Below are 15,160 nucleotides of genomic sequence, written 5' to 3' on the forward strand. Positions count from 1 at the left end.
GTATCGGCGCATGGTTGACCTTCGAGACCTCGCCGTGCCGGTCGTCGGGGCACCGATGGCCGGCGGCCCGACGACGCCCGAGTTGGTGGTCGCCGTCGGCGCTGCCGGGGGACTCGGCCAGTTGGCCGCCGGATACCTGTCGCCCGAACGCGTCGCGGCCGACATCGCTGCCGTACGCGCCGGCGGCGTCGACACCTTCGGTGTCAACATCTTCGTCCCCGAGGCCGAGCCGGTGGATCGGGACGCCGTGGCCCGTTACCGCGACCGGCTGCTCGACTACGCCACGTCGCTCGGCGTGGAGTTGCCCGCCGTCGCGGAGCTCGGGGATGACGACGACCACTTCGACGCCAAGATCGCGTTGATGTGCGACGAGCGGATCCCGGTCGTCTCCTTCGCCTTCGGCTGCCCACCGGCGGACGCGGTCGCCGAGCTACGACGACACGGTTGCACCGTCGGGGTCACGGTCACCACCGCGGACGATGCGGTCGTCGCCGCGGATGCCGGGGCCGACTGGCTCTGCGTACAGGGACCCGACGCAGGCGGACATCGCTCTGTCTTCGACCGCCGCACCGAACCGCCCACCCAGTCACTCGACGACCTCCTGGAAGCGGTGCGTGCCCGCGTCGCACTCCCGCTGGTGGCGGCCGGGGGCGTCGCGACCCGCGATCGAGCCGACCGGCTGCGGTCTTCCGGGGCGGTCGCCGTCCAGGTGGGCACCCTTCTGTTGCGTACTCGGGAGGCCGGCACGAAACCGGCTCATGCGGATGCCCTGGCCGATCCGGCGCGCACCGAGACGGTGGTGACCCGCGCGTTCAGCGGACGCCCCGCGCGGGCGCTGCACAACCGCTTCACCGACGAGTTCTCCGAGGCCGCGGTCGCCGAGTATCCGGCGGTCAACAAGCTCACGGGTGGCGTCCGACGCGCCGCCGCCACCGATCCCGACGGCATCAACCTCTGGGCCGGGACCGGTTTCCGCGAGGCGGTCGTCGAGTCCGCGACGGATACGATCCGTCGTCTCGGCTGATTGATGTCGCGGCCGTCGCCGCGTCTCGGCGCCTAGACTCGGGAGCACGACACGAGGGGACGCCATGACCATGCATGAGATGCAGCAGTCGGCGGAACCGGACACCGTGAGTCCATCCGACCGGCCGCGATCGACGACGCCACGATCCGATCCCTAGGACGCTCGATGGCCCGTCGAACAGTCACGAAGCCCGCCGATCCCCCCTCCCGGGAGATCGCGGAGGATCTGAGCGCAGCCGGTTTCACCGACGCCCGGGTCACGGGACGTGGCGGTTTCGGCGTCGTCTACCGGTGCCGCCAGCCTTCGCTCGATCGGGAAGTGGCGGTCAAGGTGCTGCGGACCGGTGGCGATGAGACCGACCGGGTGCGGTTCCTCCGCGAACAGCAGGCGATGGGGCGCCTGTCCGGTCACCCGAACATCGTCCACATCCTCGAGGCCGGCGTGACGCGGTCGGGATTCCCGTTCATCGTCATGCCTTTTCACGTCCGCGGTTCGCTCGACACCCGTCTCCGGCGACAAGGACGCTGCGATGTCGCCGACGTCATCGACCTGGGTATCAAGATGGCCGGGGCGTTGGAGACCTCGCATCGTGCCAGCGTCCTGCACCGCGATCTCAAACCGTCGAACATCCTCCTCACCGAGTACGGGCAGCCACAGCTGACGGATTTCGGCATCGCCCGCCTCGCCGATCGGGACGACACCAGCCGTGGCCTGGTCCTCGGAACCCCCGCCTACACCGCACCGGAGGTCCTGCGCGGCGACTCTCCGTCGGTGGCTTCGGACGTGTACGGGCTAGGTGCAACTCTCTACGCCGCGCTCGCCGGGCGACCGGCGTACGGACGCCGCAAGAACGAGGACCTGGTCGCCCAACTCCTGCGGATCACCACCGACGAGCTCCCGGACCTGCGGGCGCAGGGTGTGCCGGAGCCGGTGTGGACGGTCATCGCGCGGTCGGTGGCGCGGACACCGGCGGATCGCTGTGCGACCGCACTCGAGTTCGGCGAGGCACTGCGACAGGCCGGCCTCGAACTCGGCCTCCCCGTAGCCGACGTGCCCGTCCCGCTCCTCACCGACCTCGACGGCCCCACGCGCATCGACACGGACTCGTCCATGGACACGTCGGGGTACCTCCACCTCGGCAGCCCGGGCAGCGGGTCGGAGTCCGGGCGTCCACCGGTCGTCGCCACCAAGTACCGGCCACCGGTCATGGCGCACGCGACGGTTCCGCGCACCCGGTTGCTCGAGCGGCTCGCCACCGACAATCGAGCCCGTCTGATCCTGATCCACGGACCCGCCGGGTACGGCAAGACCGTTCTGGCGATCCAGTACGTCCATGCGACCGAAGCCTCCGGGGGCAAGACCGCATGGATGGCGATCGACGAGGACGACAACACCCCCGCCTGGTTCCTGTCCCATCTCGTCGACGCCGTCAGCGTGACGCTCCCGGGCCTCGGAACCGAGCTCACCCGAACGCTGGAGGAATACGGCGAGGGTGCCGAGCGGTACGTGTTGACCACGTTGATCAATCGCGCCCACACGACCGACGAGCACATCCGCGTCGTGCTCGACGACTGGCATCGGGTCACCAACCCCGAGAGCCGGGCGATCGCACTGTTCCTCATCGACAACGGCTGCCATCACCTTCAGCTGGTCGTCACCAGCCGTACCCGCCTGAATCTGCCGCTCAGTCGCCTCCGCGTGAAGAACGAACTGATCGAAATCGACGCCACCGCTTTGCGTTTCGACATGGACGAGTCGCGTGAGCTGCTCGTCGGCGGCACCGGGTTGTCGATCGACGACACCGATGTCGCCGAACTCGAGGAGACGACCGACGGTTGGGTGGCCGCCCTGCAGCTGGCGTCGTTGGCGCTGCGCGAGCACTCCGATCCGCGGTCGGCGATACGACGGTTCTCGGCGAACCACCGGGAACTCGGCGACTACCTGGCCGAGAACGTCCTCGACAGTCTCGACCCCGATCTGCTCGACTTCCTGCTGTCGACGTCGGTGGCGGAGCGGATCTGCGCGTCCCTCGCGACCGCGTTGACCGGTCGGCGACGCGCGCAGAGCATGCTCGAGGACATCGAGGAACGCGACCTGTTCCTCACCCGGCTCGATCCCGAAGGACAGTGGTTCCGCTATCACCATCTGTTCGCCGACTTCCTGCGTCGCCGACTCGAGAGGCAGGAGCCCGACCGTTGCGACGAGCTCCATCGGCGGGCCGCCACGTGGTTCGCCGACCGGCGCATGTTCAGCGCAGCCGTCGACCACTACCTCGCCGCAGGCGACGACTCCGACGCAATCGACCTGGTCGAGCGCGAGGGCTACGACATGCTCGAGCAGTCCAAGATGACCACCGTGCTCGGCCTCGCCACCAAGCTCCCGCTCACGACGCGCCGGAAACGGCCCGACCTGCAGCTGGTGATCGCCTGGGCGCACGCGCTGCTGCACCACCGGGCTCCGGCGAACACGGCGCTGGCCTACATCGACGCCGCACTCCCGGCCGGGTCCGATGCCGACGGCGATGTCGCCGACATCCGCGCGGAGACGGCGCTCATCCGTGCCGCGATGACCGTTCTCGACGACCAGCTCGACGGCCTCGACGAGGCGGTCGAGGCGTGTGTCCTACGTGCCGACAACCTCCGCCCATGGGTCCTGTCCGGTGTCGCCGCGATCGCGTCGTTCCGTGAGGTGCAGCGGTTCGCCTACGACGAGGCGCGGGACTGGCAGCGTTGGGCGCGGCCACACCATCGGCGGACGAACGGGCCGTTCAGCGTGATCTACGGGTACATCCTCAGCGGGGTGGCATCTCGAGAACAACTCGATTTCGACGCGGCCGAAGCAGCGTTCCGTCACGCGATGACCCTCGCGCGCGCGTCTGACGAGGACCGGTCCTACGGGTCGCGCCTCAGTGGCGCGTTGCTGGGGGAGTTGCTGTACGAAAAGGGTCAGGTCGCCGAGGCGGTGCGGCTCCTCGACGACACCTACAACCTGGGCGCGGAGGGCGGCATCGTGGAGATCATGCTTGCCACCCATGTCGTCGGAGCACGCGCGAAACATGCTCTCGGACAGGATGGTCAGGCCGCCGAACGCCTGGACACCGGGGAGCGGCTGGCGCAGGCTCTCCATCTGCCGCGAATGGCGGCGCACATCACCGCCGAACGTCTCCGCTCGGGAATCGGCGCGGCGGCCCTGACCGCGAAGTCGTTCCCCGCCGCGATGCCACACGACCTATCCGACGGCATCGTCCAGGTCACCGCCGAGAAGACCGAGGAAGCGGCCATCCGGGCGCTGCTGGCCATCGGCGACGATGACGCCCACCACGAGGCGTGCCGTCGCGCACGCGCCCTCACCGCATCGATCGACGGGCAGGCCCGACCGCGAGCAGCGCTCAACGCCCGGCTGTTGCTGACCGAATGCGTCGCCGCGAACGGATCGACCACCGAGGCGGAGGAACTGCTGCTCCCGATCCTCGACCGCTGCGCTCGCCTGGGCCTGGTACAGCCCGTACTCGACGCGGGGCCCGCTGTGCGACAACTGGTCCGGAGGCTCGGAACGACCGGTCGTGGAGACGTGGATCCGGCGGTGGTCCCGTACCTGGACAGGTTGCACTCGGCGCCGCGGGCCGAGTGACGGCGACGAGGTCAGTGCCGGTCGAGCTGGTTCAACGTCGCGACGACCTCGGCGTAGTCCCCTCGGGACTCGGCATGACGGAGGAACTTGACCCGTTCCACCTGGATCTCGGTGGCGTCCGGCTGCGAATCGATCAGCTCGACCACCTCGGTCACGAAATCGTCGAGGGGCATGGCGAATTCGCTGTCCCGCTGTCCCGGCATCAGGTCGGTGCGGACCGCCGGAGGTACCAGTTCGACGACCTCGACCGACGTTCCGTCGAGTTGCAGGCGGAGAGACTCGCCGAGCATGTGGATGGCCGCCTTGGTGGCGTTGTACGTCGGCGTCACCCTCAGCGGGGTGAAGGCCAGACCCGACGACACGGTCATGATCGTGGCGTGCGGACGTGTCTGCAGGTGTTCGATGAACGCCCCGATCAAGCGGATCGGTCCGAGCAGGTTGGTCGTGACGGTCGCCTCGGCGGTGGCGAGGAATCCGGCCGGAGAGGACCAGTCCTCGGTGCGCATGATGCCGGCCATCGTGACGAGCACGTTCAGATCAGGATGGTCGGCGATCACCGATGCCGCCGCGGCGTCGATGCTGTCGGGGTCGGTGGTGTCGATGGCGACGGTGTGGATGTCGGGGTGTTCGGTGCGGATCTGTTCGAGGAGTTCGGTGCGCCGACCACCGACGATGACGGTGTTGCCCTTCTGCTGGAAGCGGAGGGCCAGTGCGAGGCCGATGCCGCTGGTGGCGCCTGGGATGAAGATGGTGTTTCCGGTGATGTTCATGAACTCAGTGTTCGCCCGTGGCCGCGAGACATCCAGAGAGCGGTCATCGGGGGATCGGTGATCCCTGGCTGAGCGTCGGCGTGCGCGCGATACTGCACAGATGGATCGTGATGAGCTCGCCGGCTTCCTCGTCAGCCGGCGCAACAGTCTCCAGCCGTCGGATGTCGGACTGGTGACCGGCGCGCGTCGCCGGACCGCCGGTCTGCGACGGGAAGAGGTTGCACAGCTCGCGACGATGTCCACCGACTACTACACCCGACTCGAACAGAAGCGCGGACCGCAACCGAGTACGCAGATGCTATCGGCGCTGGCACGCGCCCTGCGGCTGACGCCGGATGAACGCGACTACATGTACCGCGTCGCCGGGCACAGTGCTCCCGATCGCGTCGTCGGCTCCGACTACATCGCACCCGGTCTCCTGCGCGTTCTGGACCGGCTCACCGGTACCCCCGCGCTCATCCTGTCCGCACTGGGGGAGACGCTGGTCCAGAACGATTCCGCGCGAGCATTGTTCGGCGACGTCAGGCATCAGACCGGATTCGAACGCAGTGCCATCTACCGGTGGTTCACCCGCCCCGACGAGGAGCGGCGCCGCTATCCGGAAGACGACCACGATCGCCAGAGCCGCGCCCAGGTGGCGTCACTACGAGCCGCATACGGCGTCATGGGCGCACGATCCCGTGCCGGTGAGATGGTTCGTGAATTGTGTCGTCAGAGTGAGGAATTCGCCGCCCTGTGGGAAACCCACCTGGTCAGCCGACGGTTCGAGGACCACAAGACCCTCATCCATCCCGAGCTGGGGCCCATCGAGGTCGACTGTCAGGCACTGTTCACCGAAGACCAGACCCAGGTCCTGCTCGTCCTCACCGCGGCCCCGCGAACCGATGCGGCGGCCAAGATCGAGCTGCTCAACGTTCTGGGCACGCAGCAGATGAACCCGAGTCGTGAATGACGCTCAGCGCGAGTCGGGCTCGACGTTGTTGATCCGCCGCCCGATCGACGACACCTGACGTAGTTGGGTACGGGTCAGGCGGTCGACGACGAGCCGACGCACGTTGGCGACATAACCCGGCGCAGTGGCCACCACCTTCTCCCATCCCGCCTCGGTCAGCACGGCATTGGTGAAGCGTCCGTCCTCCGGGCACTGGTAGCGGCGAACCCATTCCCGCTTCTCCAGCCGGCTCACCACATGGGAGAGTCGCGAGAGGGAACCGTACGACATCTCGGCGAGCTCACTCATCCGCAAGGTGTGCTCGGGCGCCTCGGAAAGCGCTGCGAGGACCTCGTATTCGAAGTGGGTCAGCTGAGCGTCACGGAGCAGTTGGGCGTCGAGAGCGTGGGGGAGCCTGGCCAGCGCCGTGGCCACCTGAATCCAGGCGTCCATCTCCTCGTCGTCGAGCCACTCGGGCTCCTGCTCTTGGGACACCCGGGCAGTCTATCGGATCAATTCACTTGAAGCGTCACTTGACTCTTCAACTCATCCCACCTAGGTTCGTCAATTGACACGTCAAGTCATCCCTATCGAATCCAAGGCGGTTTCCATGTCCAATCCCATCGTCCGCAGCGTGGGAATCCTCCTCGCACGCATCGCCATCGGCGTCGTGTTCCTGGCCCACGGCCTACAGAAGTTCCAGCAGAACGGCTGGGCCGGACCGAAGGCCGGATTCGAGATGATGGACGTTCCGCTGCCTGCGGTCTCCGCGTTCCTGGTCACCTGGCTCGAGATCCTCGGCGGCATCGCCCTGATCGTCGGCGCGCTCACCCCGATCGTCGCCATCCTCTTCGTCATCGACATGCTGGGCGCGCTGTTCATCACCCACATCGACAACGGCCTCTGGGCATCGGACGGCGGCTACGAGTTCGTGCTGACCCTCGGCGCCGGCGCACTCCTCCTCGCCGTCGTGGGCGCAGGCCGGTTCAGCGTCGATGCGATCCTCGGCACCAGGCTGCCCTGGCTCGCCGTGGACGGAAACCGCTCGGCAACTCCCGTCGGTGCCGCCAACTGACCGGATACGCAACCGGATTCGGACCCGCAGCACTGCTGCGGGTCCGTTCTGTACCGGAGTAGATTCACGCGCAGTGCCCACCTCACCGAAGGACCCCCATTGCCCTGGATCCTCCTTCTCGGCGCGATAGCGTCCGAGGTCGCCGCGACGTTGTCCCTCAAGGGTTCCGAATCGCTCCCTGCCCTCTACCTGGTCGTGGTCGTCGGTTATGCGACGGCATTCCTGTTGCTGGCAGCAGTTCTCAAGCGGGGGATGGGGATCGGCGTCGCCTACGGCGTGTGGTCGGCGACCGGCGTCGCCCTGACAGCCGTACTCGCCTCGCTGATCTTCGACGAGGCGTTCAGTCCCGTCATGGCGGTGGGAATCGTGTGCATCATGATCGGCGTCGTGCTGGTCGAGTCCGGATCCTCGTCCCACGCACCTGTCGCGACACTGATCGACGAGGCCTGAGCGTGGGATACGTCTTCGTCATCCTCGCGATCGTCGCGGAGGTCAGCGCGACCCTGGCACTCCGCGTGGCCACCAACGGGCGGCCGCGGTTCTACGGGATCGTCGTGACCGGCTACCTCGCCGCATTCGCCGCGCTGACGGTGGCGCTCCGGCAGGGCGTTCCCCTCGGCGTCGCCTACGGGATCTGGGCAGCGACCGGCGTCGCAGCGACGGCCGTAGCGGCTCACTTCCTGTTCCGGGAACGGCTCACCCCGAGGATGCTGGCCGGCATCGCCGTGATCGTCGTGGGGGTGCTGTTGGTCGAGCTGGGAGCGGTGCACTGAGACTCCCCGGAGTCGGTCGATCGACCAGCTCACCCGTCGCTCTATACCATGTCTGAATCGACATGTCTCGGTAATCCGTGATTTTGCTCATTTGCGCCTGTGCTTATCCTGAGGAGCGTGACCCCCACAGTAGGTAGTTCCGTGCCATCGGGACGTATTCGCAACACCGCGTTCGCATCGAAGGTGATGTCCGCCGACGACGCCGTGAAGTACATCCAGCCCGACGAGACCGTGGCGATCAGCGGTTTTGCCAGTGCCGGAACACCGAAAGTCATGATCCCGGCGCTCGCCGAGAAGATCAGAGGAGCCCGGGCGACCGGCTCGAATTTCACGATCAACCTGCTGACGGGCGCTTCGGTCTCCACCGAGACCGAGCGTCTCCTCACCGAGGTCGACGGCATCGCACTGCGCATGCCGTACCAGTCGGAGAGCACCGCCCGTAAGCGCATCAACGACGGTCGGATGGACTACGTCGACATCCACCTGTCCCACGTGGCGCAGCAGGTCTGGGTGGGCTACTACGGCCAGGTCGACGTCGCCGTCGTCGAGATTTCCGGAATCACCGAATCGGGGGAGCTGATTCCGGCCGCATCCATCGGCAACAACAAGACCTGGCTCGACGTCGCCAAGAAGGTGATCCTCGAGGTCAACTCGTGGATCCCCGAGGCCGTCGAGGGCATGCACGACGTCTACTACGGCACCGCGCTGCCGCCGGACCGCAAGCCGATCCCGCTGACCCGCGTACAGGACCGGATCGGGCAGCCGACGTTCCGGGTCGACCCGGCCAAGGTCGTGGCAGTGGTGGAGACCAACTGCCGTGACAGTGCCAGCCCGGTGACACCGCCCGACGCGATCAGCGAGGCCATCGCCGGCCACGTCCTGGAGTTCTTCGACTACGAGGTCCGCAACGGCCGGCTGCCCGCCGACACGCTGCTTCCACTGCAGGCGGGCATCGGCAACGTCGCCAACGCCGTTCTCGGCGGTCTGGACCGCGGCCCCTACAAGGGTCTGACCTGCTACTCGGAGGTCATCCAGGACAGCATGCTGCGGCTGATCAAGGACGGGACCGTCGCGCACGCATCGTCGACCGCGCTGGCGCTCAGCGAGTCCGGTATCGAGGAGTTGACAGCCAACGTCGACTTCTACCGGAACCACATCACTCTGCGTCCGCAGGAGATCAGCAACCATCCCGAGGTCGTCCGGCGTCTCGGTGTGATCGCGATGAACGGCATGCTCGAGGCCGACATCTACGGCAACGTGAACTCCACGCACGTGATGGGCACCAAGATCATGAACGGCATCGGCGGCTCGGGCGACTTCGCGCGCAACGGCTACGTGTCGTTGTTCATGAGCCCGTCCACCGCGAAGGGCGGTGCGATCTCGTCGATCGTCCCGATGACGCCCCATGTCGACCACACCGAACACGACTGCCAGGTGATCGTCACCGAGCAGGGACTCGCGGACCTGCGTGGCATGTCACCCCGGCGCCGTGCCCGGGAGATCATCGAGAAGTGTGCGCACCCGGAGTTCCGGCCGATGTTGAACGACTACTTCATCCGCGCCGACGCGATGCCCTCGGCCGGCCAGACCCCGCACATCCTCGGTGAGGCGTTCAGCTTCCACCAGCGGTTCATGGACACCGGCTCGATGCGCTGAGTGGTCTAGCGCGGCTCGTCGTCGCGCTGACCGTCCGAGGTGCTCTCGCCGTTCGTCCGGTCCTCACGAGGGTTGTCGAAGGTCACGTCGATCTCCTGGAACCCCTTGTTCCGCTGCGCCCGCACCTGTGCCGCATACGCGGCTTCGTCCCCCTTGGTGAGGATGACGTTGTCGGTGAACGGCGTCAGCAGCGACCGCGGATACAGGTGGTCCACGCGTACTGCGTTCGCCTCGAGGCAGAAGACCAGCACGATCGTGGTCACGTAGAGGAACGCGAGCAGGCCGAGAACGATCGCGAAGACACCGTTCGTCGAGCTCGCATTGGCGATGACGCGTTCGACGTACACCGCGCCGAACGTCTGGATGATCTGCCAGCAGATTCCGGCCGCGAGAGCACCGGGGAGCACGTCACGGACGGACAGGTCACGTGCGGTGCCGAACCGGAACGCCACGATGAACACGCATGTGCTCAGCACCACGGACCCGAGGATCGCGAACCACCGTCCGGCGACGCCCAGCTCGAAGCTCGCGGCGATGCCGTTGACGACGGTCAGTCCGATGACGGCGAGGCCGACCGTGGACAGCAACACCAGGCCCCGCAGGCGCACGAAGATCGGATCCGGTCGTTCGTTGCGGGGCACGGCCCAGATGGTGTTCATCGCGTTCTGAGCGGCGACGGCGACGCCCAGGCCGCCGTACAGCGAGACGAGCACACTGATGATGAGTGCCGGGATTCCTCCGCTGAGCTTCTCGGGCTCACCGAGTTGGCTCCCGATGACCGGGATCTGACTCATCGCCGAGTCGAGGATGCGCTCCTGCAGCGCCGGATTGTCGGCGAGCACGATGCCCAGGATCGTCGAGAACAACAGCAACAGCGGGAACAGCGAGATGAACGCGTAGTAGGTGCACAGGGCGGCCAGATAGGCGCCCTGATCGTCGACGAACTTGTAGATCACCGCGAGCGGGAATCCGGTCGCCGGGTGTCGTCGCTGGAAGTCGTCGATCCGTTCCGACAGCGACACCCGCTCACCCTCTGTTCGTCGTCCAGCCGGTCCTCCCGGCACCGCCCGGGCGGCGGGTGTGCTGACTGTATCCCGGCCGACGGCCGATCAGTCGTAGCCCGGTCCGTGCCGCACTGAACTCGATCTGTGCCTCAGTGAAACGGGTTCGCGGCCGGCACGCCGAGCGTGCGCAACGGCCACCCGAGCCGCCAGTACGCGAGTCCGACGATCCCGCGGGGGAAGAAGCGGCTCGTGGTGGTGACCTCGGTGCGCGCAGGATCGCCACCGAGGTCGCGAAGCGCGTACTCGACGAACCCGTTGCCGCGCGAGTCGTCGCACACCTGGACGCGGAGGAACTCCGGGTGCTTCTCCGCGATCACACGTCCACGCCGTTCGAGGGAGTCCCAGACGGCGTCGGGCGTACCGTCCTCGACGGTCGTGGACGTCGTCTCGAACACTTCCTCTCCGGCCCAGTCCGGGTCGGTCGGGATGGGTTCGGCTGCGGGGGTGTCCGCGGTCGCGTTCGCCCACGTCGCGGTTGCCGAGCCACGTTCGGCACGGCTCAGCGTCTCGGCCACCGCCCGGCTGTAGGGCGTCAGGCCGCCCGGCGGGCGGGGGATGACCGAGTCGATGTCACGGTTCCGGCAGACGGCGTCGCATTCCAACGACTCGATCAGCGGTCGCGCGATCTTGCCCCGGATCGGGGTCACCAGGCGGACCCAGCGGCTTGCCACCGACGGAGTGAGAAACGGGAGGACGACCATGGCGCGCGGGCGGAGACCGGCGACTCGTGCGTAGACCTGCATCATGTCGCCGTACTCGAGGACGTCCGGTCCGCCGATGTCCCAGGTCCGCGATTCCGGCACGTCCGCCGTGGCGGCTTCGACGAGGTAGTGCAACGCGTCGGAGACGGCGATGGGCTGGATCTTGTTGCTCACCCAACGCGGCGTCGTCATCGCGGGGAGGCGCTCGGTGAGGTGGCGGATGAGTTCGAATGATGCAGATCCGGACCCGATGAGCGTTCCGGCCTGCAGTGCGACGGTCTCGATCGACGAGTCGATGAGGATGTCGCCGACCTCGGCTCGCGATGCCAGGTGTTCGGACAGTTCGGTGCCCTCGGGATGGAGGCCGCCGAGATAGACGATCCGCGATACCCCGCAAGCCTGGGCAGCCGCCACCACGTTCTCCGCGGAGCGTCGTTCCTCGGCCGCGAAGTCGGCGTCGTTGCTCATCGAATGCACGAGGTGGTAGACGACGTCGACGCCGCGAAAAGCAGAGATCAGCGAGTCCCGTTCTGACAGATCACCTTTGACGACCTCGGCACGCGAGTCTGCCGTCCACGGTGCGTCGGACAGCTTCGACGGTGTCCGCGCCAGTGCACGGACACGGTGCCCACGTTCGAGCAGCCGGGGTGCCAGACGGCCTCCCACGTAGCCGGTGGCTCCGGTGACCAGACAGGTTCGCGCTTCGTTCACATGACTCCTCTGTACTTTCGGGCGGTACCCCTCAGGCTAGGAGCGGAAACGTCGGACATGGCCTGGTCGGTGGGAGTCGGTGCCGGATCGTACCCAGCGGCCACGGGTTGGTAACGCGCGTCTCAGGTGTCGCCCTGCCCGAGGGGCGAGTTCACGAACCAGAGGCTCTCTTCGTGCAGGCGTTCGCTCCGCCACCCCGTCTCGGTGCGGACCATCGAGTGGTGATAGTTGCCGCCGCAGGTACTGAGCTCGGTCATCCCCACGAACTGCATGGGGTTGTAGAACATCGCCCGGACCTGTGCACGGTCGCCGTCGAAGGAGTACTCGATGTTGGTGATGAAGTGCTGACTGACCGAGACGAACGCGAAGTTCTCCTCGAGCCACGCGGCGATCTCGTCCCGACTCCCGGCTCGCCCGGCCGGAGCCGAGGTGTAGTCGACGGTGGCGTCCGCGGTGAACACCGACCGCCAGAGATCCCAGTCCTTGGTGTCGACTGCACGGGCGTACCGGTGGAGCGTGTCGGCTATCTCGAACCGATCCGCGATCTCCTGGGTGTTCACGACTCTCCGTTCTGGTCGCGCTGCGCGACGCCTCGGTGGATGACCCACAGGTGGGGGAGCACGACGATTCACGTTGGCGCAGTGAAGCTTTAGGGTGAGGTCGACCTGCTCCTCGCTGACTATAGACACTCGAGAACCGCAGCATGTGCGGCTCAGCAATTCCGACTGACGGCACCGCCGCTCAGGAGGCCAGGAGGTTGCTCACCACGCGGAGGTCGTCGACGAAGTCGTCGAACGCCTGGTCTCGCTTGTCCGACGGCCCGCGCAGGATCGACGACGGGTGGACGGTTGCGATCACGTCCTCGGTCCGTTCGGGTCCGACGTCGCCGTCGTCGGCCAGGTTGAACAGCTCTCCGCGGTGCCGCGTGAGCCGAAACTTGCTCCCCAGCAACGCCTGTGCCGCGGTCGCTCCGAGACAGACCACGATGCGGGGTGCGACGGCGTCGAGTTCGGCCAGCAACCACGGACGGCAGGCCACCACCTCGGTCCGCGAGGGTTTGTCGTGGATCCGACGCTTCTGACCGGCCGCCCGGGTGAACTTGAAGTGTTTCACCGCATTGGTGACGTAGGTGAGTTCGCGGTCGATGTCGGCGGCGTCGAGAGCACGATCGAATACGCGTCCTGCCGGTCCGACGAACGGCTCACCCGCTCGATCCTCCTGGTCGCCGGGTTGTTCGCCGACGAACATGATCGTCGAACCCGGCGAGCCGGCGCCGAAGACCGTCTGGTCGGCCGCCTTGTAGAGGTCGCAGCCGCGGCACGTGCTCGCAGCCGCCATCAGATCGTCGAGATCACGCGAATCCGGCAGGAACTGCTCTGCACCGGGGAATGCCATGGCGCTCCTTCCCGGCGACTGTCGACCCGCGTCCGTCATACCCGGACGCCCAGGTCGCCACACCCTGTGTCTCAGTTCTTCGGCAGGGTCGCAGCCTTGCCGTTCAACCACCTCAGAGCCTGCAGTTCGGAGGTCAGGCCGACTCCGTGACCGAGGAACGTACCCGGCAGGATGACGGGCAGATGCATCGTCTCGACGGTGACATCGGCGCCCTTGGCGCGCCAGGACTGCACCATGCGATCGGTTCCGCGTGGATCGACCACGTCGTCGCCACGATTCTGGCTCACCAGGGCCGGCATCCGTGGGGCCACTCCGCCGAGTCGCTGGTCGTTCACCGCGGTCAGCCACGGCTCCTTGCGCAGATGCGCCGCGATCGGACGGCCATCATTGGTGTAGAAGGTCGTGGGTACGAACGGGAGCATCCTCAGCACGTCGAACACGCAGTACGAGTTGACATCTCGCAGAACACTCCGACCGAGCGGGTTGAACGCGGCGAGGAACTTCTCGCGATGCTGCGGGTACGCGGCGATGAAACCGTTGACAACCCAGCCGACGCCACCTCCGAGGAGGCTCCCGTCTCCCAGTCGCGCCAGGTCCGCGAGATCCGGTGCGGGAGCACCGGCGAAGGCCGCGAAGATCGGGAGCTCCGGGGCATATGTGCCGGCCAGTTCGGCAGCGGACCCGGCCGCGAAACCACCCTCGGAGTAACCCCACAGCGCGACCGGGGCTTTCGCGCTCACACCGAACTTCGGGTTGCGCGCCACACGGGCCATGTCGAGCATCGATGTCCCGAGCGACCTGCGGTTCAGGTAGGGGTGATCGCCTGGCGTACCGAGTCCTTCGTAGTCGGTCAGCGCCACCGCATAGTTGTTGGCGAGCAATGCTCCGATCGCGAGCTCCTCGTACGCCTGTCCGTACCGCAACAGACGGGACGGTGCGCACTGGTCGCCGGCACCGATGGTCCCCGAACCGACCACGACGACCGGACGCTCACCACGTCCGGTCCAGGGCTTACGGGGGACGAGGACACTTCCGGTCACGGCCGTCGGACGGTTCCTCGCGCCGGTGCTCGTATACATGACCGTCGTGGTCCGGGCGTCGATGTTCGCGCCGGTGAACGGGATGACCGCGGCGTAGGAAGGCGCCGACCTGATCAGCGACCCGGGCTGCGGGTCAAAGGTCGACGGCGGGTTGTAGAAGGTGGCGTAGGGGTCCGCCGTGGCCGACCCGACACCGACCAGCGAGCCGGTGGCAGCCACCGCACACGCCACGACGACGGCACACCAGCGGCGTCGGCCTCGTCGCACGCGATCGCCACTGAACTGCATTCTTCCCCGACCCCCGTTGGACATGTGTCCATTAGTCATGGCGTCGGCCCGTTTGTCAGCGGATCCGGGAAAATCGCATGCCTGCGACGACGGCCTTGGTCG

The 15,160-nt window shown here is 67.0% G+C and carries 14 protein-coding genes; 7 read left to right on the forward strand and 7 right to left on the reverse strand.

What is annotated here, in order from left to right; translation table 11 throughout:
• The first annotated feature begins 10 nt into the window (after positions 1–10).
• Complete coding sequence (locus LQD00_RS01260) at positions 11–1,024, forward strand: nitronate monooxygenase (RefSeq protein WP_232715294.1); 1,014 nt, start codon at positions 11–13, stop codon at positions 1,022–1,024.
• A 165-nt stretch (positions 1,025–1,189) separates the two neighbouring features.
• Complete coding sequence (locus LQD00_RS01265) at positions 1,190–4,654, forward strand: serine/threonine-protein kinase (protein WP_232715295.1); 3,465 nt, start codon at positions 1,190–1,192, stop codon at positions 4,652–4,654.
• Positions 4,655–4,665: 11 nt separating this feature from the next.
• Here LQD00_RS01265 and LQD00_RS01270 read toward each other — a convergent pair whose 3' ends face one another.
• Entirely contained in the window at positions 4,666–5,424 is a 759-nt protein-coding gene (locus tag LQD00_RS01270) for an SDR family oxidoreductase (RefSeq protein ID WP_232715296.1), read from the reverse strand.
• 100 nt (positions 5,425–5,524) lie between these two features.
• On the opposite strand from LQD00_RS01270, the gene LQD00_RS01275 reads away from it, so the two are divergent.
• Positions 5,525–6,376 (forward strand): helix-turn-helix transcriptional regulator, encoded by an 852-nt coding sequence (locus tag LQD00_RS01275; RefSeq protein WP_232715297.1) that lies wholly within the window; start codon positions 5,525–5,527, stop codon positions 6,374–6,376.
• A gap of 3 nt (positions 6,377–6,379) precedes the next feature.
• Here LQD00_RS01275 and LQD00_RS01280 read toward each other — a convergent pair whose 3' ends face one another.
• The gene (locus tag LQD00_RS01280; RefSeq protein ID WP_232715298.1) at positions 6,380–6,850 is read right to left on the reverse strand and encodes a MarR family winged helix-turn-helix transcriptional regulator; all 471 of its coding nucleotides are present in this window, start codon (positions 6,848–6,850) and stop codon (positions 6,380–6,382) included.
• A 115-nt stretch (positions 6,851–6,965) separates the two neighbouring features.
• On the opposite strand from LQD00_RS01280, the gene LQD00_RS01285 reads away from it, so the two are divergent.
• The 4 genes from LQD00_RS01285 (at position 6,966) to LQD00_RS01300 (ending at position 9,859) form a co-directional block, all read left to right on the forward strand.
• Positions 6,966–7,430, forward strand: a complete 465-nt coding sequence (locus LQD00_RS01285) for a DoxX family protein (protein WP_232715299.1) — start codon at positions 6,966–6,968, stop codon at positions 7,428–7,430.
• 99 nt (positions 7,431–7,529) lie between these two features.
• Positions 7,530–7,880 carry a DMT family transporter gene (locus tag LQD00_RS01290; protein WP_232715300.1) on the forward strand — a complete coding sequence of 117 codons (351 nt, stop codon included), beginning with the start codon at positions 7,530–7,532 and terminating at the stop codon, positions 7,878–7,880.
• A 2-nt stretch (positions 7,881–7,882) separates the two neighbouring features.
• Positions 7,883–8,203, forward strand: a complete 321-nt coding sequence (locus LQD00_RS01295) for a DMT family transporter (protein ID WP_232715301.1) — start codon at positions 7,883–7,885, stop codon at positions 8,201–8,203.
• Between the two features lie 141 nt (positions 8,204–8,344).
• Entirely contained in the window at positions 8,345–9,859 is a 1,515-nt protein-coding gene (locus LQD00_RS01300; RefSeq protein WP_232715426.1) for an acetyl-CoA hydrolase/transferase family protein, read from the forward strand.
• Positions 9,860–9,864: 5 nt separating this feature from the next.
• On the opposite strand, the gene LQD00_RS01305 is transcribed toward LQD00_RS01300, so the two are convergent.
• From LQD00_RS01305 to LQD00_RS01325, 5 genes are all read right to left on the reverse strand, one after another.
• Positions 9,865–10,881: a YihY/virulence factor BrkB family protein gene (locus LQD00_RS01305; RefSeq protein WP_232715302.1), complete on the reverse strand. Its 1,017-nt coding sequence runs from the start codon at positions 10,879–10,881 to the stop codon at positions 9,865–9,867.
• Positions 10,882–11,012: 131 nt separating this feature from the next.
• On the reverse strand, positions 11,013–12,335 hold the full coding sequence (locus LQD00_RS01310; protein ID WP_232715303.1) for an NAD(P)H-binding protein: 1,323 nt from the start codon (positions 12,333–12,335) through the stop codon (positions 11,013–11,015).
• Between the two features lie 122 nt (positions 12,336–12,457).
• Entirely contained in the window at positions 12,458–12,895 is a 438-nt protein-coding gene (locus LQD00_RS01315; RefSeq protein ID WP_232715304.1) for a nuclear transport factor 2 family protein, read from the reverse strand.
• 181 nt (positions 12,896–13,076) lie between these two features.
• Positions 13,077–13,730: a UdgX family uracil-DNA binding protein gene (locus tag LQD00_RS01320; RefSeq protein ID WP_232715305.1), complete on the reverse strand. Its 654-nt coding sequence runs from the start codon at positions 13,728–13,730 to the stop codon at positions 13,077–13,079.
• A 71-nt stretch (positions 13,731–13,801) separates the two neighbouring features.
• Positions 13,802–15,058, reverse strand: a complete 1,257-nt coding sequence (locus LQD00_RS01325; protein ID WP_232715306.1) for a lipase family protein — start codon at positions 15,056–15,058, stop codon at positions 13,802–13,804.
• Between the last annotated feature and the right edge of the window lie 102 nt (positions 15,059–15,160).

Origin of the sequence: Gordonia metallireducens, assembly GCF_021245825.1 — a bacterium.
Lineage (GTDB): Bacteria > Actinomycetota > Actinomycetes > Mycobacteriales > Mycobacteriaceae > Gordonia > Gordonia namibiensis.

Coding starts and splice junctions, on each gene's coding strand:
- LQD00_RS01320 (WP_232715305.1), bottom strand. CDS start 13,730: ATGGCATTCCCCGGTGCAGAGCAGTTCCTGCCGGATTCGCGTGATCTC.
- LQD00_RS01260 (WP_232715294.1), top strand. CDS start 11: ATGGTTGACCTTCGAGACCTCGCCGTGCCGGTCGTCGGGGCACCGATG.
- LQD00_RS01285 (WP_232715299.1), top strand. CDS start 6,966: ATGTCCAATCCCATCGTCCGCAGCGTGGGAATCCTCCTCGCACGCATC.
- LQD00_RS01325 (WP_232715306.1), bottom strand. CDS start 15,058: ATGCAGTTCAGTGGCGATCGCGTGCGACGAGGCCGACGCCGCTGGTGT.
- LQD00_RS01270 (WP_232715296.1), bottom strand. CDS start 5,424: ATGAACATCACCGGAAACACCATCTTCATCCCAGGCGCCACCAGCGGC.
- LQD00_RS01275 (WP_232715297.1), top strand. CDS start 5,525: ATGGATCGTGATGAGCTCGCCGGCTTCCTCGTCAGCCGGCGCAACAGT.
- LQD00_RS01265 (WP_232715295.1), top strand. CDS start 1,190: ATGGCCCGTCGAACAGTCACGAAGCCCGCCGATCCCCCCTCCCGGGAG.